The sequence below is a fragment of the Noviherbaspirillum malthae genome, assembly GCF_015352985.1.
In the GTDB taxonomy this organism is placed as follows: Bacteria; Pseudomonadota; Gammaproteobacteria; order Burkholderiales; family Burkholderiaceae_D; genus Noviherbaspirillum; species Noviherbaspirillum malthae.
The window spans coordinates 698386-714476 of record NZ_JACYXF010000001.1 but is presented as its reverse complement, the minus strand read 5'-3'; the positions used below and the strand labels follow the sequence as shown (position 1 = coordinate 714476).

At 61.5% G+C, this 16091-nt stretch carries 13 protein-coding genes; 3 read left to right on the top strand and 10 right to left on the bottom strand.

Annotated features, from left to right (window positions below; translation table 11 throughout):
* Positions 1-168 precede the first annotated feature (168 nt).
* From acnD to IGW03_RS03565, 4 genes are all read right to left on the bottom strand, one after another.
* Positions 169-2784: a Fe/S-dependent 2-methylisocitrate dehydratase AcnD gene (gene acnD, locus IGW03_RS03580; RefSeq protein WP_194721107.1), complete on the bottom strand. Its 2616-nt coding sequence runs from the start codon at positions 2782-2784 to the stop codon at positions 169-171.
* Positions 2785-2860: 76 nt separating this feature from the next.
* Positions 2861-4015: a bifunctional 2-methylcitrate synthase/citrate synthase gene (gene prpC, locus IGW03_RS03575; RefSeq protein WP_194721106.1), complete on the bottom strand. Its 1155-nt coding sequence runs from the start codon at positions 4013-4015 to the stop codon at positions 2861-2863.
* Between the two features lie 72 nt (positions 4016-4087).
* On the bottom strand, positions 4088-4978 hold the full coding sequence (prpB, locus tag IGW03_RS03570) for a methylisocitrate lyase (protein ID WP_194721105.1): 891 nt from the start codon (positions 4976-4978) through the stop codon (positions 4088-4090).
* A gap of 20 nt (positions 4979-4998) precedes the next feature.
* Complete coding sequence (locus tag IGW03_RS03565) at positions 4999-5181, bottom strand: hypothetical protein (protein ID WP_194721104.1); 183 nt, start codon at positions 5179-5181, stop codon at positions 4999-5001.
* Between the two features lie 5 nt (positions 5182-5186).
* On the opposite strand from IGW03_RS03565, the gene prpR reads away from it, so the two are divergent.
* Together prpR and IGW03_RS03555 are read left to right on the top strand one after the other, a co-directional pair.
* Positions 5187-6806, top strand: a complete 1620-nt coding sequence (gene prpR, locus IGW03_RS03560; RefSeq protein ID WP_194721103.1) for a propionate catabolism operon regulatory protein PrpR — start codon at positions 5187-5189, stop codon at positions 6804-6806.
* Positions 6807-6929: 123 nt separating this feature from the next.
* Positions 6930-7115, top strand: a complete 186-nt coding sequence (locus IGW03_RS03555) for a DUF1289 domain-containing protein (RefSeq protein ID WP_194721102.1) — start codon at positions 6930-6932, stop codon at positions 7113-7115.
* Between the two features lie 38 nt (positions 7116-7153).
* On the opposite strand, the gene cls is transcribed toward IGW03_RS03555, so the two are convergent.
* The 5 genes from cls to glnA form a co-directional block, all read right to left on the bottom strand.
* Positions 7154-8434: a cardiolipin synthase gene (gene cls / locus IGW03_RS03550; protein ID WP_323744919.1), complete on the bottom strand. Its 1281-nt coding sequence runs from the start codon at positions 8432-8434 to the stop codon at positions 7154-7156.
* Between the two features lie 337 nt (positions 8435-8771).
* Positions 8772-10379 (bottom strand): nitrogen regulation protein NR(I), encoded by a 1608-nt coding sequence (ntrC, locus tag IGW03_RS03545; protein ID WP_194721100.1) that lies wholly within the window; start codon positions 10377-10379, stop codon positions 8772-8774.
* Between the two features lie 60 nt (positions 10380-10439).
* Positions 10440-11522: a nitrogen regulation protein NR(II) gene (gene glnL, locus IGW03_RS03540; protein ID WP_194721099.1), complete on the bottom strand. Its 1083-nt coding sequence runs from the start codon at positions 11520-11522 to the stop codon at positions 10440-10442.
* A 77-nt stretch (positions 11523-11599) separates the two neighbouring features.
* Positions 11600-12127 (bottom strand): DUF4124 domain-containing protein, encoded by a 528-nt coding sequence (locus tag IGW03_RS03535; RefSeq protein WP_194721215.1) that lies wholly within the window; start codon positions 12125-12127, stop codon positions 11600-11602.
* A gap of 183 nt (positions 12128-12310) precedes the next feature.
* Complete coding sequence (glnA, locus tag IGW03_RS03530; RefSeq protein WP_194721098.1) at positions 12311-13726, bottom strand: type I glutamate--ammonia ligase; 1416 nt, start codon at positions 13724-13726, stop codon at positions 12311-12313.
* 412 nt (positions 13727-14138) lie between these two features.
* Here glnA and IGW03_RS03525 point away from each other — a divergent pair, with 412 nt between their 5' ends.
* Entirely contained in the window at positions 14139-14591 is a 453-nt protein-coding gene (locus IGW03_RS03525; protein WP_194721097.1) for a rhodanese-like domain-containing protein, read from the top strand.
* A 19-nt stretch (positions 14592-14610) separates the two neighbouring features.
* Here the strand turns inward: IGW03_RS03525 and IGW03_RS03520 are convergent, their stop codons facing one another.
* Complete coding sequence (locus tag IGW03_RS03520) at positions 14611-15990, bottom strand: TAXI family TRAP transporter solute-binding subunit (protein ID WP_194721214.1); 1380 nt, start codon at positions 15988-15990, stop codon at positions 14611-14613.
* Positions 15991-16091: the final 101 nt, after the last annotated feature.

The following is a 16091-nucleotide window of genomic DNA, read 5'->3' as shown; positions in this document are numbered from 1 at the left end:
GTCGCTCCTTCCCCTTCAAGGGGAAGGTTGGGATGGGGATGGGTTTAATCTGGGTAATTAAACCCCATCCCTACCCTAGCCCTCCCCTTGAAAGGGAGGGAACTTCAAGGTCTTGGCGAATCATGGATAAGCATCATCCTCTTGATGAGGATGGAAACACCTAACAGATCAAGCAGCCTTCGCCTCCGACTCCAAAAAGTCCTGCGCAAACCGCTGCAGCACGCCGCCGGCCTCGTAGATCGACACTTCCTCGGCCGTATCCAGCCTGCAGGTCACCGCGACCTCCACCCGCTCGCCATTCTTGCGGTGAATGACCAGCGTCAGATCTGCACGCGGCTTGCGCTCGCCGATCACGTCGAAGGTCTCGGTGCCGTCGATGCCCAGGCTCAGGCGGTTTTCGCCCGGCTTGAATTCCAGCGGCAGCACGCCCATGCCGATCAGGTTGGTGCGGTGGATGCGCTCGAAGCCTTCGGCTACGATCGCTTCCACACCAGCCAGGCGCACGCCCTTCGCAGCCCAGTCGCGCGAAGAGCCCTGGCCGTAGTCGGCGCCGGCGATCACGATCAGCGGCTGCTTGCGTTCCATGTAGGTTTCGATCGCTTCCCACATGCGCGTGACCTGGCCTTCCGGCTCGATGCGGGCCAATGAACCGGCCTTCACCGTGCCGTCGGCATTGCGCACCATCTCGTTCTTCAGCGTCGGATTGGCGAAGGTGGCGCGCTGCGCGGTGAGATGGTCGCCGCGGTGCGTCGCGTAGGAATTGAAGTCTTCTTCCGGCAAGCCCATCTTCGCCAGATACTCGCCGGCCGCGCTGCTCGGCAGGATCGCATTCGACGGCGACAGGTGGTCGGTGGTGATGTTGTCGCCGAGCACCGCCAGCGGACGCATGCCCTGGAGCGTACGCGGGCTGGCCGCCAACGCGCCCTGCCCTTCCTTGTCCCAGTACGGCGGACGGCGGATGTAGGTGCTCATCGGACGCCAGTCGTAGAGCGGCGTCACGCCTTCGGTAACCGCAGCCTTCTTCTCGAACATCGGGATGTAGACGTTGCGGAACTGCTGCGGCTTGACGCTGGACTTGACGATGGCGTCGATCTCTTCATCGGTCGGCCACAGGTCCTTGAGCAGAATGGGCTTGCCGCCGGCATCGGTGCCGAAGGCATCGCGTTCGATATCGAAGCGGATGGTGCCGGCCAGCGCATAGGCCACTACCAGCGGCGGCGAAGCGAGGAAGGCCTGCTTCGCATACGGATGGATGCGGCCGTCGAAGTTGCGGTTGCCGGAGAGCACTGCGGTTGCATACAGGTCGCGGTCGATGATCTCCTGCTGGATCTTCGGATCGAGCGCGCCCGACATGCCGTTGCAGGTAGTGCAGGCAAAGGCTACGATGCCGAAACCGAGCTTTTCCAGCTCGCCCTTCAGGCCGGCGTCTTCCAGGTACAGCTCCACGGCCTTCGATCCCGGCGCCAGCGAGCTCTTCACCCAGGGCTTGCGGGTCAGGCCGAGACGGTTGGCGTTGCGCGCCAGCAGAGCGGCGGCTATCACGTTGCGCGGATTGCTGGTGTTGGTGCAGCTGGTAATCGCCGCAATGATCACCGCGCCGTCCGGCATCTGGCCCGGAACGTCTTCCCACTTGCCGGCGATGCCCTTGTCGGCGAGATCGGAGGTCGCCACGCGCGCGTGCGGGTTCGACGGGCCGGCCATGTTGCGCACCACCGACGACAAATCGAACTTCAGCACGCGCTCGTACTGCGCATTCGCCAGCGTATCCGACCAGAGGCCGGCTTCCTTCGCATAGAGCTCGACCAGCTTCACATTCTCGTCGGGACGGCCGGTCAGCTTCAGGTACTCGATGGTCTGCTCGTCGATGGAGAACATCGCCGCCGTCGCGCCGTATTCCGGCGCCATGTTGGAGATGGTGGCGCGGTCGCCCAGCGTCAGCGATTTCGCGCCGTCGCCGTAGAACTCGAGATACGCACCCACCACCTTGGACTTGCGCAGGAACTCGGTGAGCGCCAGCACGATGTCGGTGGCGGTGATGCCGGGCTGGCGCTTGCCGGAAAGCTCGACGCCGATGATTTCCGGCAGGCGCATCCAGGAGGCGCGGCCGAGCATGACGTTCTCGGCTTCCAGGCCGCCGACGCCGACGGCGATCACGCCCAGCGCATCGACATGCGGCGTGTGGCTGTCGGTGCCGACCAGCGTGTCAGGGAATGCCACGCCGTCAATGGCGTGAATCACGGGCGACATCTTTTCCAGGTTGATCTGGTGCATGATGCCGTTGCCCGCCGGGATCACGTCCACGTTCTTGAAGGCGAGCTTGGTCCACTCGATGAAGTGGAAACGGTCTTCGTTGCGGCGGTCCTCGATTGCGCGGTTCTTTTCGAAGGCCTGCGGATCATATCCGCCGCATTCGACTGCCAGCGAATGGTCGACGATCAACTGCACCGGCACGACGGGATTGACCTTGGCAGGGTCGCCGCCCTGCTTGGCGATCGCATCGCGCAGGCCGGCCAGATCCACCAGCGCGGTCTGGCCCAGAATGTCGTGGCAGACCACGCGTGCGGGAAACCACGGAAAGTCGCGCTCGCGCTTGACTTCGATGATCTGCTTCAGGCAGTCGACGAGTATGGTGGGGTCGCAGCGGCGCACCAGGTTTTCGGCGTGCACGCGCGAGGTGTAGGGCAGCTTTTCCCAGGCGCCCGGCTGGATGGCTTCGACCGCAGCGCGCGCATCGAAGTAGTCCAGTGATGTACCCGGCAAGGGTTTGCGGTATGCGGTGTTCATGGCTGTGCTGAGTGAATGGGTTCAATGATCGGCGCCTGCAACATGCATCGCAGGCGCCCGTTCGCTGGTTAGCGCATTACTTGCGTTCGCCGATGGGTACGAACTTCAGGTCTTCCGGACCGACATAGTTGGCGCTCGGGCGGATGATCTTGTTGTCGATGCGCTGCTCGATGATGTGCGCCGCCCAGCCTGAAGTCCGCGAGATCACGAACAGCGGCGTGAACATCGCAGTCGGCACGCCCATCATGTGATACGACACGGCGGAGAACCAGTCGAGGTTGGGGAACATCTTCTTGATGTCCCACATCACGGTTTCAAGACGTTCGGCGATGTCGTACATCTTGGTCGAGCCGGCTTCTTTCGACAGATTCTGTGCGACTTCCTTGATCACCTTGTTGCGCGGATCGGAGATGGTGTACACCGGATGGCCGAAGCCGATCACGACTTCCTTGTTTTCCACGCGGCGGCGGATGTCGGCTTCCGCCTCGTCCGGGTTGTCGTAGCGCTTCTGGATCTCGAAGGCGACTTCATTGGCGCCGCCATGCTTGGGACCGCGCAGCGCGCCGATGGCGCCGGTGATCGCGGAGTACATGTCCGAGCCCGTGCCGGCGATGACACGGCCGGTGAAGGTAGAGGCGTTGAACTCGTGCTCCGCATACAGGATCAGCGAAGTGTGCATCGCCCTCTCCCACGACGCCGACGGCTTCTGCCCGTGCAGCAGGTGCAGGAAATGGCCGCCGATGGAATCGTCGTCGGTTTCGGTCTCGATGCGCTTGCCGTTGTGGCTGTAGTGATACCAGTACAGCAGCATCGAACCCAGCGATGCCATCAGGCGGTCGGCGATGTCGCGCGCGCCGGGCGTGTTGTGGTCATCCTTCTCGGGCAGCACGCAGCCGAGCACCGAGACGCCGGTGCGCATCACGTCCATCGGATGCGACGAAGCCGGCAGGGTTTCCAGCGCCGCCTTCACGTTCGCCGGCAGGCCGCGCAGCGACTTGAGCTTGGCCTTGTAGCCCTTCAGTTCGGCCGTGGTGGGCAGCTTGCCGTGCACCAGCAGATAGGCAATCTCTTCGAACTCGCAGGCATTGGCGACATCAAGAATGTCATAGCCGCGATAGTGCAAGTCGTTGCCGGTCTTGCCAACGGTGCAGAGCGCGGTGTTGCCCGCGGTGACGCCGGACAGTGCGACGGATTTTTTCGGCTTGAAACCTGTGGCTTGCTGCTCGCTCATACGTTAGTCTCCAGGGAAAAGTGGTACGTGATTGTTTGCTTGCTTGGCGCTTGCTCGCCTCTTGCTTGGCTCTTACTTGGCTTTCTGCTGCGCGAAGAGCGCGTCGAGCTTTTGCTCGAAGTCGTGGTAGTTGATGCGATCGTAGAGTTCCATGCGGGTCTGCATGGTGTCGACCACGTTCTTTTGCGAGCCGTCGCGGCGGATCGCGGTATAGACGTTCTCGGCCGCCTTGTTCATCGCGCGGAAGGCCGACAGCGGATACAGCACCAGGCCGACGTCCACGCTCTTCAATTCTTCCACGGTGTACAGCGGCGTCGCGCCGAACTCGGTGATGTTGGCCAGCACCGGTACCTTCACCGCATCGGCGAAGGTCTTGTACATCTCCAGCTTGGTGATGGCTTCCGGAAAGATCATGTCGGCGCCGGCTTCGACGCAGGCCTGGGCGCGGTCGAGCGCGGCTTCCAGGCCCTCGACGGCGAGCGCATCGGTGCGGGCCATGATGACGAAATTTTCATCGGTGCGGGCATCGACGGCCGCCTTGATGCGGTCGACCATTTCCTGCTTGGACACGATTTCCTTGTTGGGTCGGTGGCCGCAGCGCTTGGCGCCGACCTGGTCTTCAATATGCATTGCCGCCGCGCCGAACTTGATCATCGACTTCACGGTGCGGGCGACATTGAAGGCGGAAGAGCCGAAGCCGGTATCGACATCGACCAGCAGCGGCAGGTCGCAGACGTCGGTAATGCGGCGGACGTCGGTCAGCACGTCGTCGAGGTTGGAGATGCCGAGGTCGGGCAAGCCGAGCGAACCGGCCGCCACGCCGCCGCCGGACAGATAGATGGCACGGTAGCCGGCACGCTTGGCCAGCAATGCATGGTTGGCATTGATGGCGCCGACCACTTGCAACGGGGATTCTTCTTTGACTGCCTTGCGGAAGGCGGCGCCTGCGGATTGTATGCTCATGGAATGACCTTATGGATGTTTCATGAAACTGCACTGGCAGGGTGAATTGCAAGGCGTGTGCCACGAGGTAACGCATCGCGCTTGAGAAGTGGATTTTTCTTTTTTTTCAATAACTTGTTTGCGTAGTGCCAAGGCACCTTTTCTTCCCGAAAGCAACGATTCGTTTCAATCAGCGTTACAATTGAAACACTGAAACGAGACATGAAACATGCGAACGCGCAGCCATCCCATTTCTGATCATGCCGACAAGCCGGTCATCTGGACGGTGGCAATTTCTCGCCTGTCGGACCTGTTCCGCGACATCACCCTGGAATTCGATGAACGCGCCAGCATCGAGCCCATCCCATTCGGCTTCGAGGAAGCGGTGCGTCATATCCGCGAACGCCTGGAAACCGAGCGCTGCGATGCCGTTATTGCCGCCGGCTCCAATGCCGCCTACCTGAAGAGCCGGCTCTCGCTGCCGGTGGTCATCGCCAAGGCCAGCGGCTTCGACGTGATGCAGGCACTGGCGCGCGCCCGCAAGATCACATCCCGCATCGGCATGATTACCTACCAGGAAACCATGCCGGAGCTGAGCGAGTTCCAGGAGACCTTCGGCCTGCAGATCCTCCAGCGCACCTATGCGACGGAGGAAGACGCGCGCGCCCAGATCAACGAGATGAAGGCCGCCGGCATCCGGGCCATCGTCGGCGCGGGCCTCATCACCGATCTGGCCGAGGAAGCCGGTCTTGCCGGCGTGTTCGTGTACTCGTCGGCTTCGATACGCCAGGCATTCGAAGATGCACTGGAGATTGCCCGCTTCACCCACCTGGAATCGGGACGCGCCCGCGCCAATCCGCTTGCCGAAGCCCTGCGTGCCAAGCATGGCCTGAACGACCTGCGCGGAGAGTCCGAGGCGATGCAGCGCGTGCGCCAGGCGATCGTGCTGTTCGCCAAGTCGCCGGCCACCGTGCTGATCCAGGGCGAGACCGGCACCGGCAAGGAACTGGTCGCGCAGGCGATCCACCGCGAAAGCCAGCGGGCCCGCCAGCCCTTCGTCGCCATCAACTGCGGTGCGGTGGCGGAATCGCTGCTGGAATCCGAGCTGTTCGGCTATGAGGAAGGCGCATTCACCGGCTCGCGCCGCGGCGGCCATGCCGGCCTGTTCGAGGCGGCCAACCGCGGCACGCTGTTTCTCGACGAGATCGGCGAAATGCCGCTGCAGCTGCAGACGCGGCTCCTGCGCGTGCTTGAGGAAAGGGAAGTCGTGCGCGTCGGCGGCACGCGCCCGGTCCCGGTCAATGTGCGCATCATCTGCGCCACGCATTGCGACCTCGACCAGCGCGTGCGCGACGGGCGCTTCCGGGCCGACCTGTTCTACCGTCTCGCGGTACTGCGGGTGACGGTTCCGCCGTTGCGCGAACGCAGAGAAGACCTCGTTGCGCTGGCCGAATGGGGATTGAAGAATGCACTGGCTTCGCTCGGCGCCCGTCCGCATGCGAACCTGCATGCAGAGCTGTCGGCCTGCGCCTGGCTGCTCGAAGCCTATGCCTGGCCGGGCAATGTGCGCGAGCTGCGCAACCTGATGGAAAGGCTGGCCCTGTTCCTCGCCGCCGAACCGCTGCAGGCGCTGTCGCCCGGCTTCATCGCCTCCATCGCGCCGGAGCTGGCGGCGCCGGCCCAGGCGGCGATGCCGATGCGGACGATAACGCCGCCGAAGCAGCCGACGCAAGCCGGGGAATCGCTGGAACAGGTATTGGCGCGCTTCGACGGCAACCGCGAAGCGGCGGCGAAGCACTTGGGCATCAGCCGCACGACGCTCTGGCGCAAGCTCAATCGCGACGCATGAACAAGGATTTCGACCGGCACCGGCCATGATCGTTCTTCATGCCTGTCTGTCATGCAAGGTCGGGCGTGACGCCGATCGCCCGAGCAAGCTATCATTGCAGCTTGATGTTCTCAGGCGTTTTTCATGCAAAGCAAATCCCGTCCCGACACGCCTTGTGTCGCCGTCTGCTCCACCACCTTCGACGACGTCTGCCGCGGCTGCGGCCGTACGGTCGCGGAGGTGGCGAACTGGGTCTTCATGACGGAGGAGGAAAAGGAAGAGGTCTGGGTGCGCATCACCGCCGAGGGTTATCCGCGGCGCCAATCCTGATACGCGCCCTGCTTGGCTTCAGCGGCTTGCCGTTTTCATCACAGCTGTTTTCCGAACAGCGACATCGCATGCTCGAACAGCTTTTCCTGCAGCGGCCTCGTCTGCCATTGCTCAAGCGTGATGCGGCGCGACTTGCTGAGATCCTGGTTGAATTCCCGCGTCATTTCCTCGGCAAACTTCGCATCGTAGATGTTGAGATTGGCTTCGTCGTTCAGCCTGAATGAGCGGTTGTCGAAATTGGTCGAGCCGGTGGACACCAGGAAGCCGTCGACGACCATGATCTTGCAGTGAAACATGGTCGGTTGGTATTCATAGATCTCGATGCCGGCTTCGAGCAGTTCCCCCCAGCGCGCCCGCGAGGCACGTCGCACCACCTCGGTATCGATATGCTCGCCCGGCGTGATGATGCGTATTTTCACTCCCCTGCGTGCCGCTGCCACCAGTCCATCGATGGCCAGTTCGTCTGGCACGAAATACGAGTTCGCCAGCAGGATCGATTTCTGCGCCGACGCGATGGACAGCAGGTACATCAGGTGCATGCTTTCGCTGCCGCCGGTCGGTGAACTGCTGAACATCTGGGCCGGCGTATTCCCCACCGGCTGCAGTTCGGGGAAATACTCCGATGCATGCAGGACGTGGCCGGTCGCCTTGATCCAGTTGTCGAGAAACACCGCCTGGAATTCGGATACCGCCGGGCCTTCGACGCGGAAATGCGAATCGCGCCAGTGTTCCTTGTCCTGCGCATCGCCGGCCCACTGATCGGCAATGCCGACGCCGCCGGTGAAGGCAACTCGTCCATCGACCACCAGCAGCTTGCGATGGGTGCGGTTGTTCAAACGAGTGAGGTTGTACCATTGCGGCTCGTGATAGCGCTCCACCTGCACGCCGCTCTTGCGAAGCTGGTCGAGCATGCCGTCGTCCATCTTCGCGCTGCCTACCCAGTCGAGCAGCACATGCACCTTCACGCCGCTGCGGGCGCGTTCGCTCAAGGCTTCGACGAACTCCTTGCCGATATTTCCCGACCAGTAGATATAGGTTTCGAAAGTAATGGTTTTCTTTGCTGCGCGGATCGCCTCCAGCATGGATGGAAAGATTTCGTGTCCGTTTTCGAGATGCTCGACGCGGTTGCCCTCCATGATGGTGGGACCGAGCAGCACACCCATGGAACGCAGGAACTGCGGGTCCGTGACGGCATACAGGCTTTCCACCTGCGTCTGGATTTTCTTTTCGCCGGCGTTGAAGTTGGCAATAACCAGCGTGGCGGCAAGCGTCAGCAAAACGGCAATAACGATGTGAAGGATGTTGAAACGTGTCTTCACCAGCTCGGGTCTCCGGAATGCCGCGACGAGACTTGGGCACGGGCAATTGGCCCAATCCCCCTGCCCTCTCATCAAGCGGCTCTTGTTTCAAGACAGCAAAGCCTGCTGTCAGGCCATCTTATTCTGCGCGGCGGCAGACGGCCTTGCGTTTGATAAAGGGTGATGTCTGCGGAACCATGGCCGGCGCAACGCCGCAACTGGCTTTCAAGACCCGGAAAGGGAGGCGAAGGGAAACCGCAATGAAGGGGAATATCCGGCCGCAGACAGTCCGTCTGTGGCCGGAGAGGGATAACGGCGGGTTATCAACGGCTAGGCGCGATGGACCGGTGCATCCGCCCTACTCATCCTTCGCGCCATCGATACCGAGTTCATGGATTTTCCGCGTGATCGTATTGCGGCCGATGCCGAGCCGGATGGCCGCATCGTTCTTGCGTCCATGGGTATGCTTCAATGCGGTCTTGATCAGCGCGGATTCGAACTGCCGGCCCAAGGCGTCCATGACTTCCGGCTGGCCCGCCGCTAGCATGCTGGCGGCCTCGGATTCCAGCAGGGCGATCCAGCCGGACTTTTCCGCTCCGTTGCCGGCGCCATTGGCTGCATGGCCGTTGAGCGGCCCTGCCGGCGCGGGAATATAAGCGCCGGCGCTGAACTGCGGCGTGGTCGTTGCCGTTTCCGGGGACAGCGGCGCGGCCGGCATCTGCGGCTGGGGCGACGCTGGAACCGGAGACGGCATCGACGGCAAGGACGCCGCAGCCATACTCAGTGAAGTCACCGCAGGCGGCGCGCTTTCCTGCCCATGGGTCAGGTCATGCGGCAGGTCCTTGACTTCCACCGTCTGGCCGGGCGCCATCACCGTGATCCAGTTGCACAGGTTTTCCAGCTGGCGCACGTTGCCCGGCAATTCCAGATTGGAGAGGAACTGCATCGCGCTGTCCGACATGCGCTTGGCTTCGACGCCCAATTGCTTGGCGCTCTGCGCCAAAAAGTGGCGCGTCAAAAGAGGGATATCCTCGCGCCGCTCCCTCAAACTGGGCAGGCGCAGGCGGATCACGTTGAGGCGGTGGTACAAGTCCTCGCGGAACAGGCCTTCCTTGACGCGCTGCTCAAGATTCTGGTGCGTGGCTGCGATGACGCGCACATTCGCCTTCAGCGGCTGGTGTCCGCCGACGCGGTAGAAATGCCCGTCAGAGAGCACGCGCAGAAGCCGCGTCTGCAGGTCGAAGGGCATGTCCCCGATTTCATCGAGGAAGAGCGTGCCGTTCTCGGCCTGCTCGAAGCGCCCGCGGCGCGTCGCCTGTGCGCCGGTGAAGGCGCCACGCTCATGGCCGAACAGCTCGGATTCCAGCAGGTCCTTCGGAATGGCCGCAGTATTGAGCGCGATGTAGGGCTGGGCCGCGCGCGGGCTGTGCTTGTGCAGCGCGCGCGCCACCAGCTCCTTGCCCGAGCCCGATTCGCCAGTGATCAGCACCGTCACGTTGGATTGCGAAAGACGGCCGATGGCGCGAAACACATCCTGCATCGCAGGCGCCTGCCCCAGGATCTCGGGGGTTTCGGCCGATACCTGTTCGACGCCCGACTCGCGCAGGCTTTCTTCAAGGGCCCGGCGAATCAGCTCGACGGCCTTGTCGATGTCGAACGGCTTGGCGAGGTACTCGAAAGCGCCGCCCTGAAACGCGGCGACGGCCGAATCCAGATCGGAGAACGCGGTGATGACGATGACGGGCAGGCCGGGATACTTGGCCTTGACCGCCTGCAGCAGTTCCAGGCCCGACTCGCCGGGCATGCGGATATCTGAGACCAGCACCTGCGGCACGCTGGTCTGCAGCGCGTCGAGTGCCTCCCGGGCGTTGGGAAAACTCTTGGTGGCGAGGTTTTCGCGGGCAAGGGCCTTCTCCAGTACCCAGCGAATTGATTCATCGTCGTCGACAATCCAGATTGGCTTCATATAGTTCTATGCGTTTCGCATGGTAAGGCATTAATCAAAGCCGGCCCCGATCGTTCGGACTCAAGGCAGCGGTATCAAAATCCTGAAGTCGGTGCATCCCGGCTTGCTCGTGCATTCGATCACTCCCATGTGCTGCTGAACGAATGTCTGCGCAAGCGTCAGGCCCAATCCGCTTCCGCCCTCGCGTCCCGATACCAGCGGATAGAAGATGCGGTCCTGGATGTCAGGCGGGATGCCCGGTCCGTTGTCGATAATATGCAAGTCTAATGCCAGCCTGTAACGAATCTTCGCCAGCGTCACCTGGCGCGCCACTCTCGTCTGCAATGTGATCTGCGCGTCGCCGTCCTTGATCCGGCGCGACAGCGCCTGTGCGGCATTGTGCGTGATGTTCAGCACGGCCTGGATCAGCTGCTCCTTGTCGCCGCGGAATTCCGGCACCGACAGGTCATAGTCGCGCTTGATGGTGAGGCCTTGCGGGAATTCGGCGACGATCAGGCTGCGCACCCGCTCGCAGACCTCATGGATGTTGACGTCGCCGACGATATGCGGCCGACGATGCGGCGCCAGCAGGCGGTCGACCAGGGTCTGCAGGCGGTCGGCTTCCTTGATGATGACCTGCGTGTATTCGCGCAGCTCCTTGAGCTGCCGTTCGGGCAGTTCGAATTCAAGCAGCTGCGCCGCGCCGCGGATGCCGCCGAGCGGATTCTTGATCTCGTGCGCGAGATTGCGGATCAATTCCTTGTTGGCCTGGCTCTGGTCGAGCATGCGCTCTTCGCGGTCGAGCTTGAGCTGCTGGACGTTTTCCCGCAGTTCGATCAGCACCGGCATCTCGGGCTTGTCGACGGCGGTGACGATCACATGCACCTGCAGCGCTTCCCGCCCCGCCCGCTCCAGGGTCAGATCGAGGCGCTTGTCGGCGAAGCGGTGCTGGATGGCCTCCTCGAATACCTCGGCCAGATGCTCGCCGTTGAGAAAGAGATCGTCAAGCCGCTGCGAGACCAGCGACTTGGCCGAGGTTTCAAACAAGTTTTCGGCCGCGGCGTTGGCATACACGATGCGGCTGTCCGGGTCGAGGATGATGACTGCCGAGGACAGCAGTTCAAGTCCGTCCAGTGAATTGCGGGAAGTGAGTTTTGGGGTCATTGAAAAATAAAGGGCTGCTTGCGCAACCCCTTGTTATGCAAACCTTGTACCTGATATGCGATACGCAACCACGACCGCTACCTCAGGTTGCCGATCTCGCGCTTGAGTGCTTCGATATTCTTTTCGGTACGGCCGATGTCGTCCTTCATCGCCGCCACCCGCTCCTGATACCTGGCGAAATTGCGCTCGTCGCCGCGCCGCTCAGGCTCGCCGTTGTTGAAGTCCTTCTTCAGGCCGGCAAGCTTCTGTTCTTCGCTGCGCATCTCGTCGAGCAATATCTGGCGCCTGTCGTTGTCCCTGGCCTTCTGGGTGTCGCTGTCGACGCGGGGAAAATCGGAAGGCGAGTTCGACGGCTTGGCGGCGGCCGTCGTCTGCACGACCGGCTTGCGAGCCGCAGTGGAGGCGGAAGGCGGAGCCGGAATCATGGTAATGCCCGGCAGGTCGATCTTCTTGCAGCCCTTGGTCAAGCCCGTGTTCTTGTATTCCTTCTTGCCGGTTTCGTCGACGCAGAGATAGACCTCGCTTTGCGCAAATGCAGTTGCGGCGGTTCCGGCGGCGCCGGCAATGCCTGCAGCCATCAGCAGACCCAAAATTTGTCGTTTCATCATCTTTCTGTTTCAAACAGTAAAGGCAGGGATAAGTTTAGGATAAGAAACTAGCCTTTACAAACATCCGACTCAGAACGGTTTATAGCACAACAGTTCCTGCAAACAAAAAAGGGAAAGCCGAAGCTTTCCCTTTGATACAACACTTGATCAATACTCAATCAGAGATTGATCAACGCCTGATTACAGCGAGTAGTACATGTCGAATTCGATCGGGTGAGTCGTCATGCGGAAGCGCTGGACTTCCTGCATCTTCAACTCGATGTAGGCATCGATCATGGTGTCGCTGAACACGCCGCCGCGTGTCAGGAACTCGCGATCCTTGTCGAGGTACTCGAGCGCCTGTTCCAGCGAGGAGCACACGGTCGGGATCAGCTTGTCTTCTTCCGGCGGCAGGTGGTACAGATCCTTCGATGCTGCCTCGCCCGGATGAATCTTGTTCTGGACGCCGTCCAGGCCGGCCATCATCAGTGCGGAGAAGCAGAGGTACGGGTTGGACAGGGGATCCGGGAAGCGCGCTTCCACGCGGCGGCCCTTCGGATTCGCGACGTGCGGAATACGGATCGACGCGGAACGGTTCTTCGCCGAGTAAGCCAGCTTGACCGGGGCTTCGAAGCCGGGAACCAGACGCTTGTAGGAGTTGGTGCCCGGGTTGGTGATCGCGTTCAGCGCGCGTGCATGCTTGATGATGCCGCCAATGTAGTACAGCGCGAATTCGGAGAGGCCGGCATAGCCGTCGCCTGCGAACAGGTTCTGGCCGTCTTTCCAGATCGACTGGTGGACGTGCATGCCCGAACCGTTGTCGCCGACCAGCGGCTTCGGCATGAAGGTCGCGGTCTTGCCGTAGGTGTGGGCCACGTTCCAGATCACGTACTTCATGTTCTGTGTCCAGTCGGCGCGCTCGACCAGCGTCGAGAACTTGGTGCCGAGCTCGTTCTGGCCGGCGCCTGCGACTTCGTGGTGGTGAACTTCGACCGGGATGCCCATGGCTTCGAGAATCAGGGACATTTCCGAACGCATGTCCTGGAAGCTGTCGACCGGGGGAACCGGGAAATAGCCGCCCTTGACGGTCGGACGATGGCCGGTGTTGCCGCCTTCGAGATCCTTGCCTGTGCTCCAGGAAGCCTCTTCGGAATTGATCTTGACGAAGCAGCCCGACATGTCGACTTTCCAGCGGACGCTGTCGAAGATGAAGAATTCGGGTTCCGGGCCGAAGTAGGCGGTGTCGCCCAGGCCGGAGGACTTCAGGTAGGCTTCGGCGCGCTTGGCGATGGAGCGCGGATCGCGGTCGTAGCCCTTGCCGTCGGCGGGTTCGATGACGTCACACTGCATGAACAGCGTGGTCTCTTCCATGAACGGGTCGATGTTGGCTGTGTTCGGATCGGGGATCAGCAGCATGTCGGAGGCTTCGATGCCCTTCCAGCCTGCGATGGAGGAACCGTCGAATGCATGGCCTGATTCGAACTTGTCCATACCGAACTGCGAGACGGGAACTGTGACGTGCTGTTCCTTGCCTCGGGTGTCTGCAAAACGAAAATCAACGAATTTGACTTCGTTTTCTTTCGCCATCTTCAAGACCTCTGCGGCCGTACGTGCCATGCGAATCTCCTAAATTGAGCAAATTGATGCGTTGGTTATGCAATTGGGTTGAGCCGACTAAGTTCGCGGTGACGCGAGGGGCCGGGGTACACATCGAAGTGGGACCAGAACTCAGGCCGGAATGATAGCAGATTCCATGCCACCAACTTGAGAAATCACAAACCGGCCGCACCCGTATGATGCAGGCGACATAGTGAAAATAGTGCGCATTTTCAAGCTTTTTCCCGGCAGTTTTGTAAAATGGAAATTCACCAAAAAGGGGCGGTTTTGGAATGATGCACCATATTGGTGATACAAAAGCCTTGGCCTCTCATTTTTGCACCTTTTATGTGCACTTACAAATTCGATGCTCACCCGGCTCGTTTGGCTAAAATAACTACATTCCCTTTCCAGTCAATCAAGGTCGAACATCATGGACATTCTTGCCAAGGCCCGGGAACGCGGCCAGGAAAACTCTTTGCCTTATGCAGGCGCGGTGACGCCGAGCGAAGCCTATGAGCTTCTGCGTTCCAACCCGCGGGTCAAACTGATCGACGTTCGTACAAACGCGGAACGCGACTGGGTGGGACGGGTAGCAATCCCGGAAACCCAGCATGCGGCCGTGCAATGGAATACCTATCCCGGCAGCGTGCAGAATCCTGCCTTCCTGGAGGAACTGTCGCGCGCGGCCGACAAGGAGAACGTGCTGCTCTTTCTCTGCCGCTCCGGCGTACGCTCGCGGCATGCCGCCAAGCTGGCTACGGAAAACGGCTACGCGAACTGCTTCGACATCCTCGAGGGATTCGAGGGCGACAAGGATGCGGACGGACACCGCAAGACCGTCGGCGGCTGGTGCAAGGCCGGCCTGCCCTGGGCCGGTGCCTGACCAGCCTGACGTGCAGGTGTCAGCCCGGCGCCGCGGTCTGATCCGGCGGCATCGGCATTGACGGCGCCTCCGCCTTCTCCATCAGGCCGACGATGCGCCGCCTGACGAAATTGATATGGCTGCGCAGGCCATAGAGCTCGTCGGCGAACGACAGCGGTATTGAAATCCGGTTGACACGCTCCTCGATGTCGTTGAGGCGCTGCAGCTGGGCCGGATACACCTGCTCATGCTTCTCCGGCGGCACGTCCTCGATTTCCTGCTCCACCGCGCGCAGCTGGCCATACCACCGGTAGACGCGCGACCGCACCTTCCATACATAGAGAGGCGGGATGATGCGGGAAAGCGGCAGGATGAGGGCGCCCAGCGCGACCACCACCACCCACATGCGCTCCAGGAAGTTCGCCAGCCAGAACGGCAGGTAGCGCTGCAGCAGCGGCGGCCCGTTCTTGTAGAACTTCTCCGCTGCGGGCGAAACCGGTATTTCGGTGAAGCTGGCCGTGGGAAATTCCCCTCGCCTGTTGAACCAGCCGGCATTGCCGTGAATGTTCGATGCCGCCTGCACGAAGAGATTGACCACCGCCGGATGCAGGTCCTGCCGCGCCACCAGGGTCGCCGTCGGCGCGATCAGGTGATAGTCCTTGGGCGGCAGGTCGCGGCCCAGATCCACGATGCCCCGCGGCAGAACGACATGCGAAAGAAAGGGGAAACGGCGCGTGTAGGCTTCGGCCTGGGAAAAATCGAAGAGCTTGATGCCCGGCGTCTGCAGCAGCATCTGGATCAGCGGCGCGTCCGGCGCCGAGCTGAATACCAGCCCGTCGATGCGGCCGGCCAGCAGTTCCACGGTGGCCGGCGTATTTTCCAGTGCGCCCAGACGCACGTCTCCGGGCTCCATGCCGTTCACCTCCAGGATTCGCCTGAACAGCTCCGGCACGCCGGTGCCTTCCGGACCGACATTGATCTTCAAGCCCTTGAGCTGGGTGAGCTGCTGGACGTTTTTCGCGCTGCGCATGAACAGCCACACCGGCTCGGTAAACAGACTGCCGAGGGACACCAGGCCGCTGCGTTCGGCGGCTTCGTGCTCGGTCGATCCGCTCTGGACGAAGGCAATGTCCACACCAGAGTCCGGATTGCTAAGGCGCTGCAGGTTTTCATGTGATCCCAGCGAGGGCTTCTGAACGACGCGAATGTCATAGCGGCCCAGCGCAGCCGCGTACTTCTTCCCTAGCGTCTCATAGGCGCTATTGTCCTGTCCGGTCGACAGGGTCACCGTGCTCGGCGGCGAAGGATCAACCAGCCAATAGGCCAGCAGACAGGTTGCAAGGACTGCAAGGGCTGCGGGCCCGGCCGCGATAAGAAAATCACGCAGTGAAAAGCGCGTGAACTTGAGCATCTTGGGCATGCGTGAGCGGAAGGATTTCATGGTGCGACACCATGCCAAGAAACCCCTTCCGATGCAAGCACCGGAGCTTCATCCAAGCCGGCCGGTGCATGCCTTCAGCG

Excerpts from the sequence above, each read along its gene's own strand:
- acnD (WP_194721107.1), bottom strand. The coding sequence starts at position 2,784 with ATGAACACCGCATACCGCAAACCCTTGCCGGGTACATCACTGGACTAC.
- prpC (WP_194721106.1), bottom strand. The coding sequence starts at position 4,015 with ATGAGCGAGCAGCAAGCCACAGGTTTCAAGCCGAAAAAATCCGTCGCA.
- prpB (WP_194721105.1), bottom strand. The coding sequence starts at position 4,978 with ATGAGCATACAATCCGCAGGCGCCGCCTTCCGCAAGGCAGTCAAAGAA.
- IGW03_RS03565 (WP_194721104.1), bottom strand. The coding sequence starts at position 5,181 with ATGTCTCGTTTCAGTGTTTCAATTGTAACGCTGATTGAAACGAATCGT.
- prpR (WP_194721103.1), top strand. The coding sequence starts at position 5,187 with ATGCGAACGCGCAGCCATCCCATTTCTGATCATGCCGACAAGCCGGTC.
- IGW03_RS03555 (WP_194721102.1), top strand. The coding sequence starts at position 6,930 with ATGCAAAGCAAATCCCGTCCCGACACGCCTTGTGTCGCCGTCTGCTCC.
- ntrC (WP_194721100.1), bottom strand. The coding sequence starts at position 10,379 with ATGAAGCCAATCTGGATTGTCGACGACGATGAATCAATTCGCTGGGTA.
- glnL (WP_194721099.1), bottom strand. The coding sequence starts at position 11,522 with ATGACCCCAAAACTCACTTCCCGCAATTCACTGGACGGACTTGAACTG.
- IGW03_RS03535 (WP_194721215.1), bottom strand. The coding sequence starts at position 12,127 with ATGAAACGACAAATTTTGGGTCTGCTGATGGCTGCAGGCATTGCCGGC.
- glnA (WP_194721098.1), bottom strand. The coding sequence starts at position 13,726 with ATGGCACGTACGGCCGCAGAGGTCTTGAAGATGGCGAAAGAAAACGAA.
- IGW03_RS03525 (WP_194721097.1), top strand. The coding sequence starts at position 14,139 with ATGGACATTCTTGCCAAGGCCCGGGAACGCGGCCAGGAAAACTCTTTG.
- IGW03_RS03520 (WP_194721214.1), bottom strand. The coding sequence starts at position 15,990 with ATGCCCAAGATGCTCAAGTTCACGCGCTTTTCACTGCGTGATTTTCTT.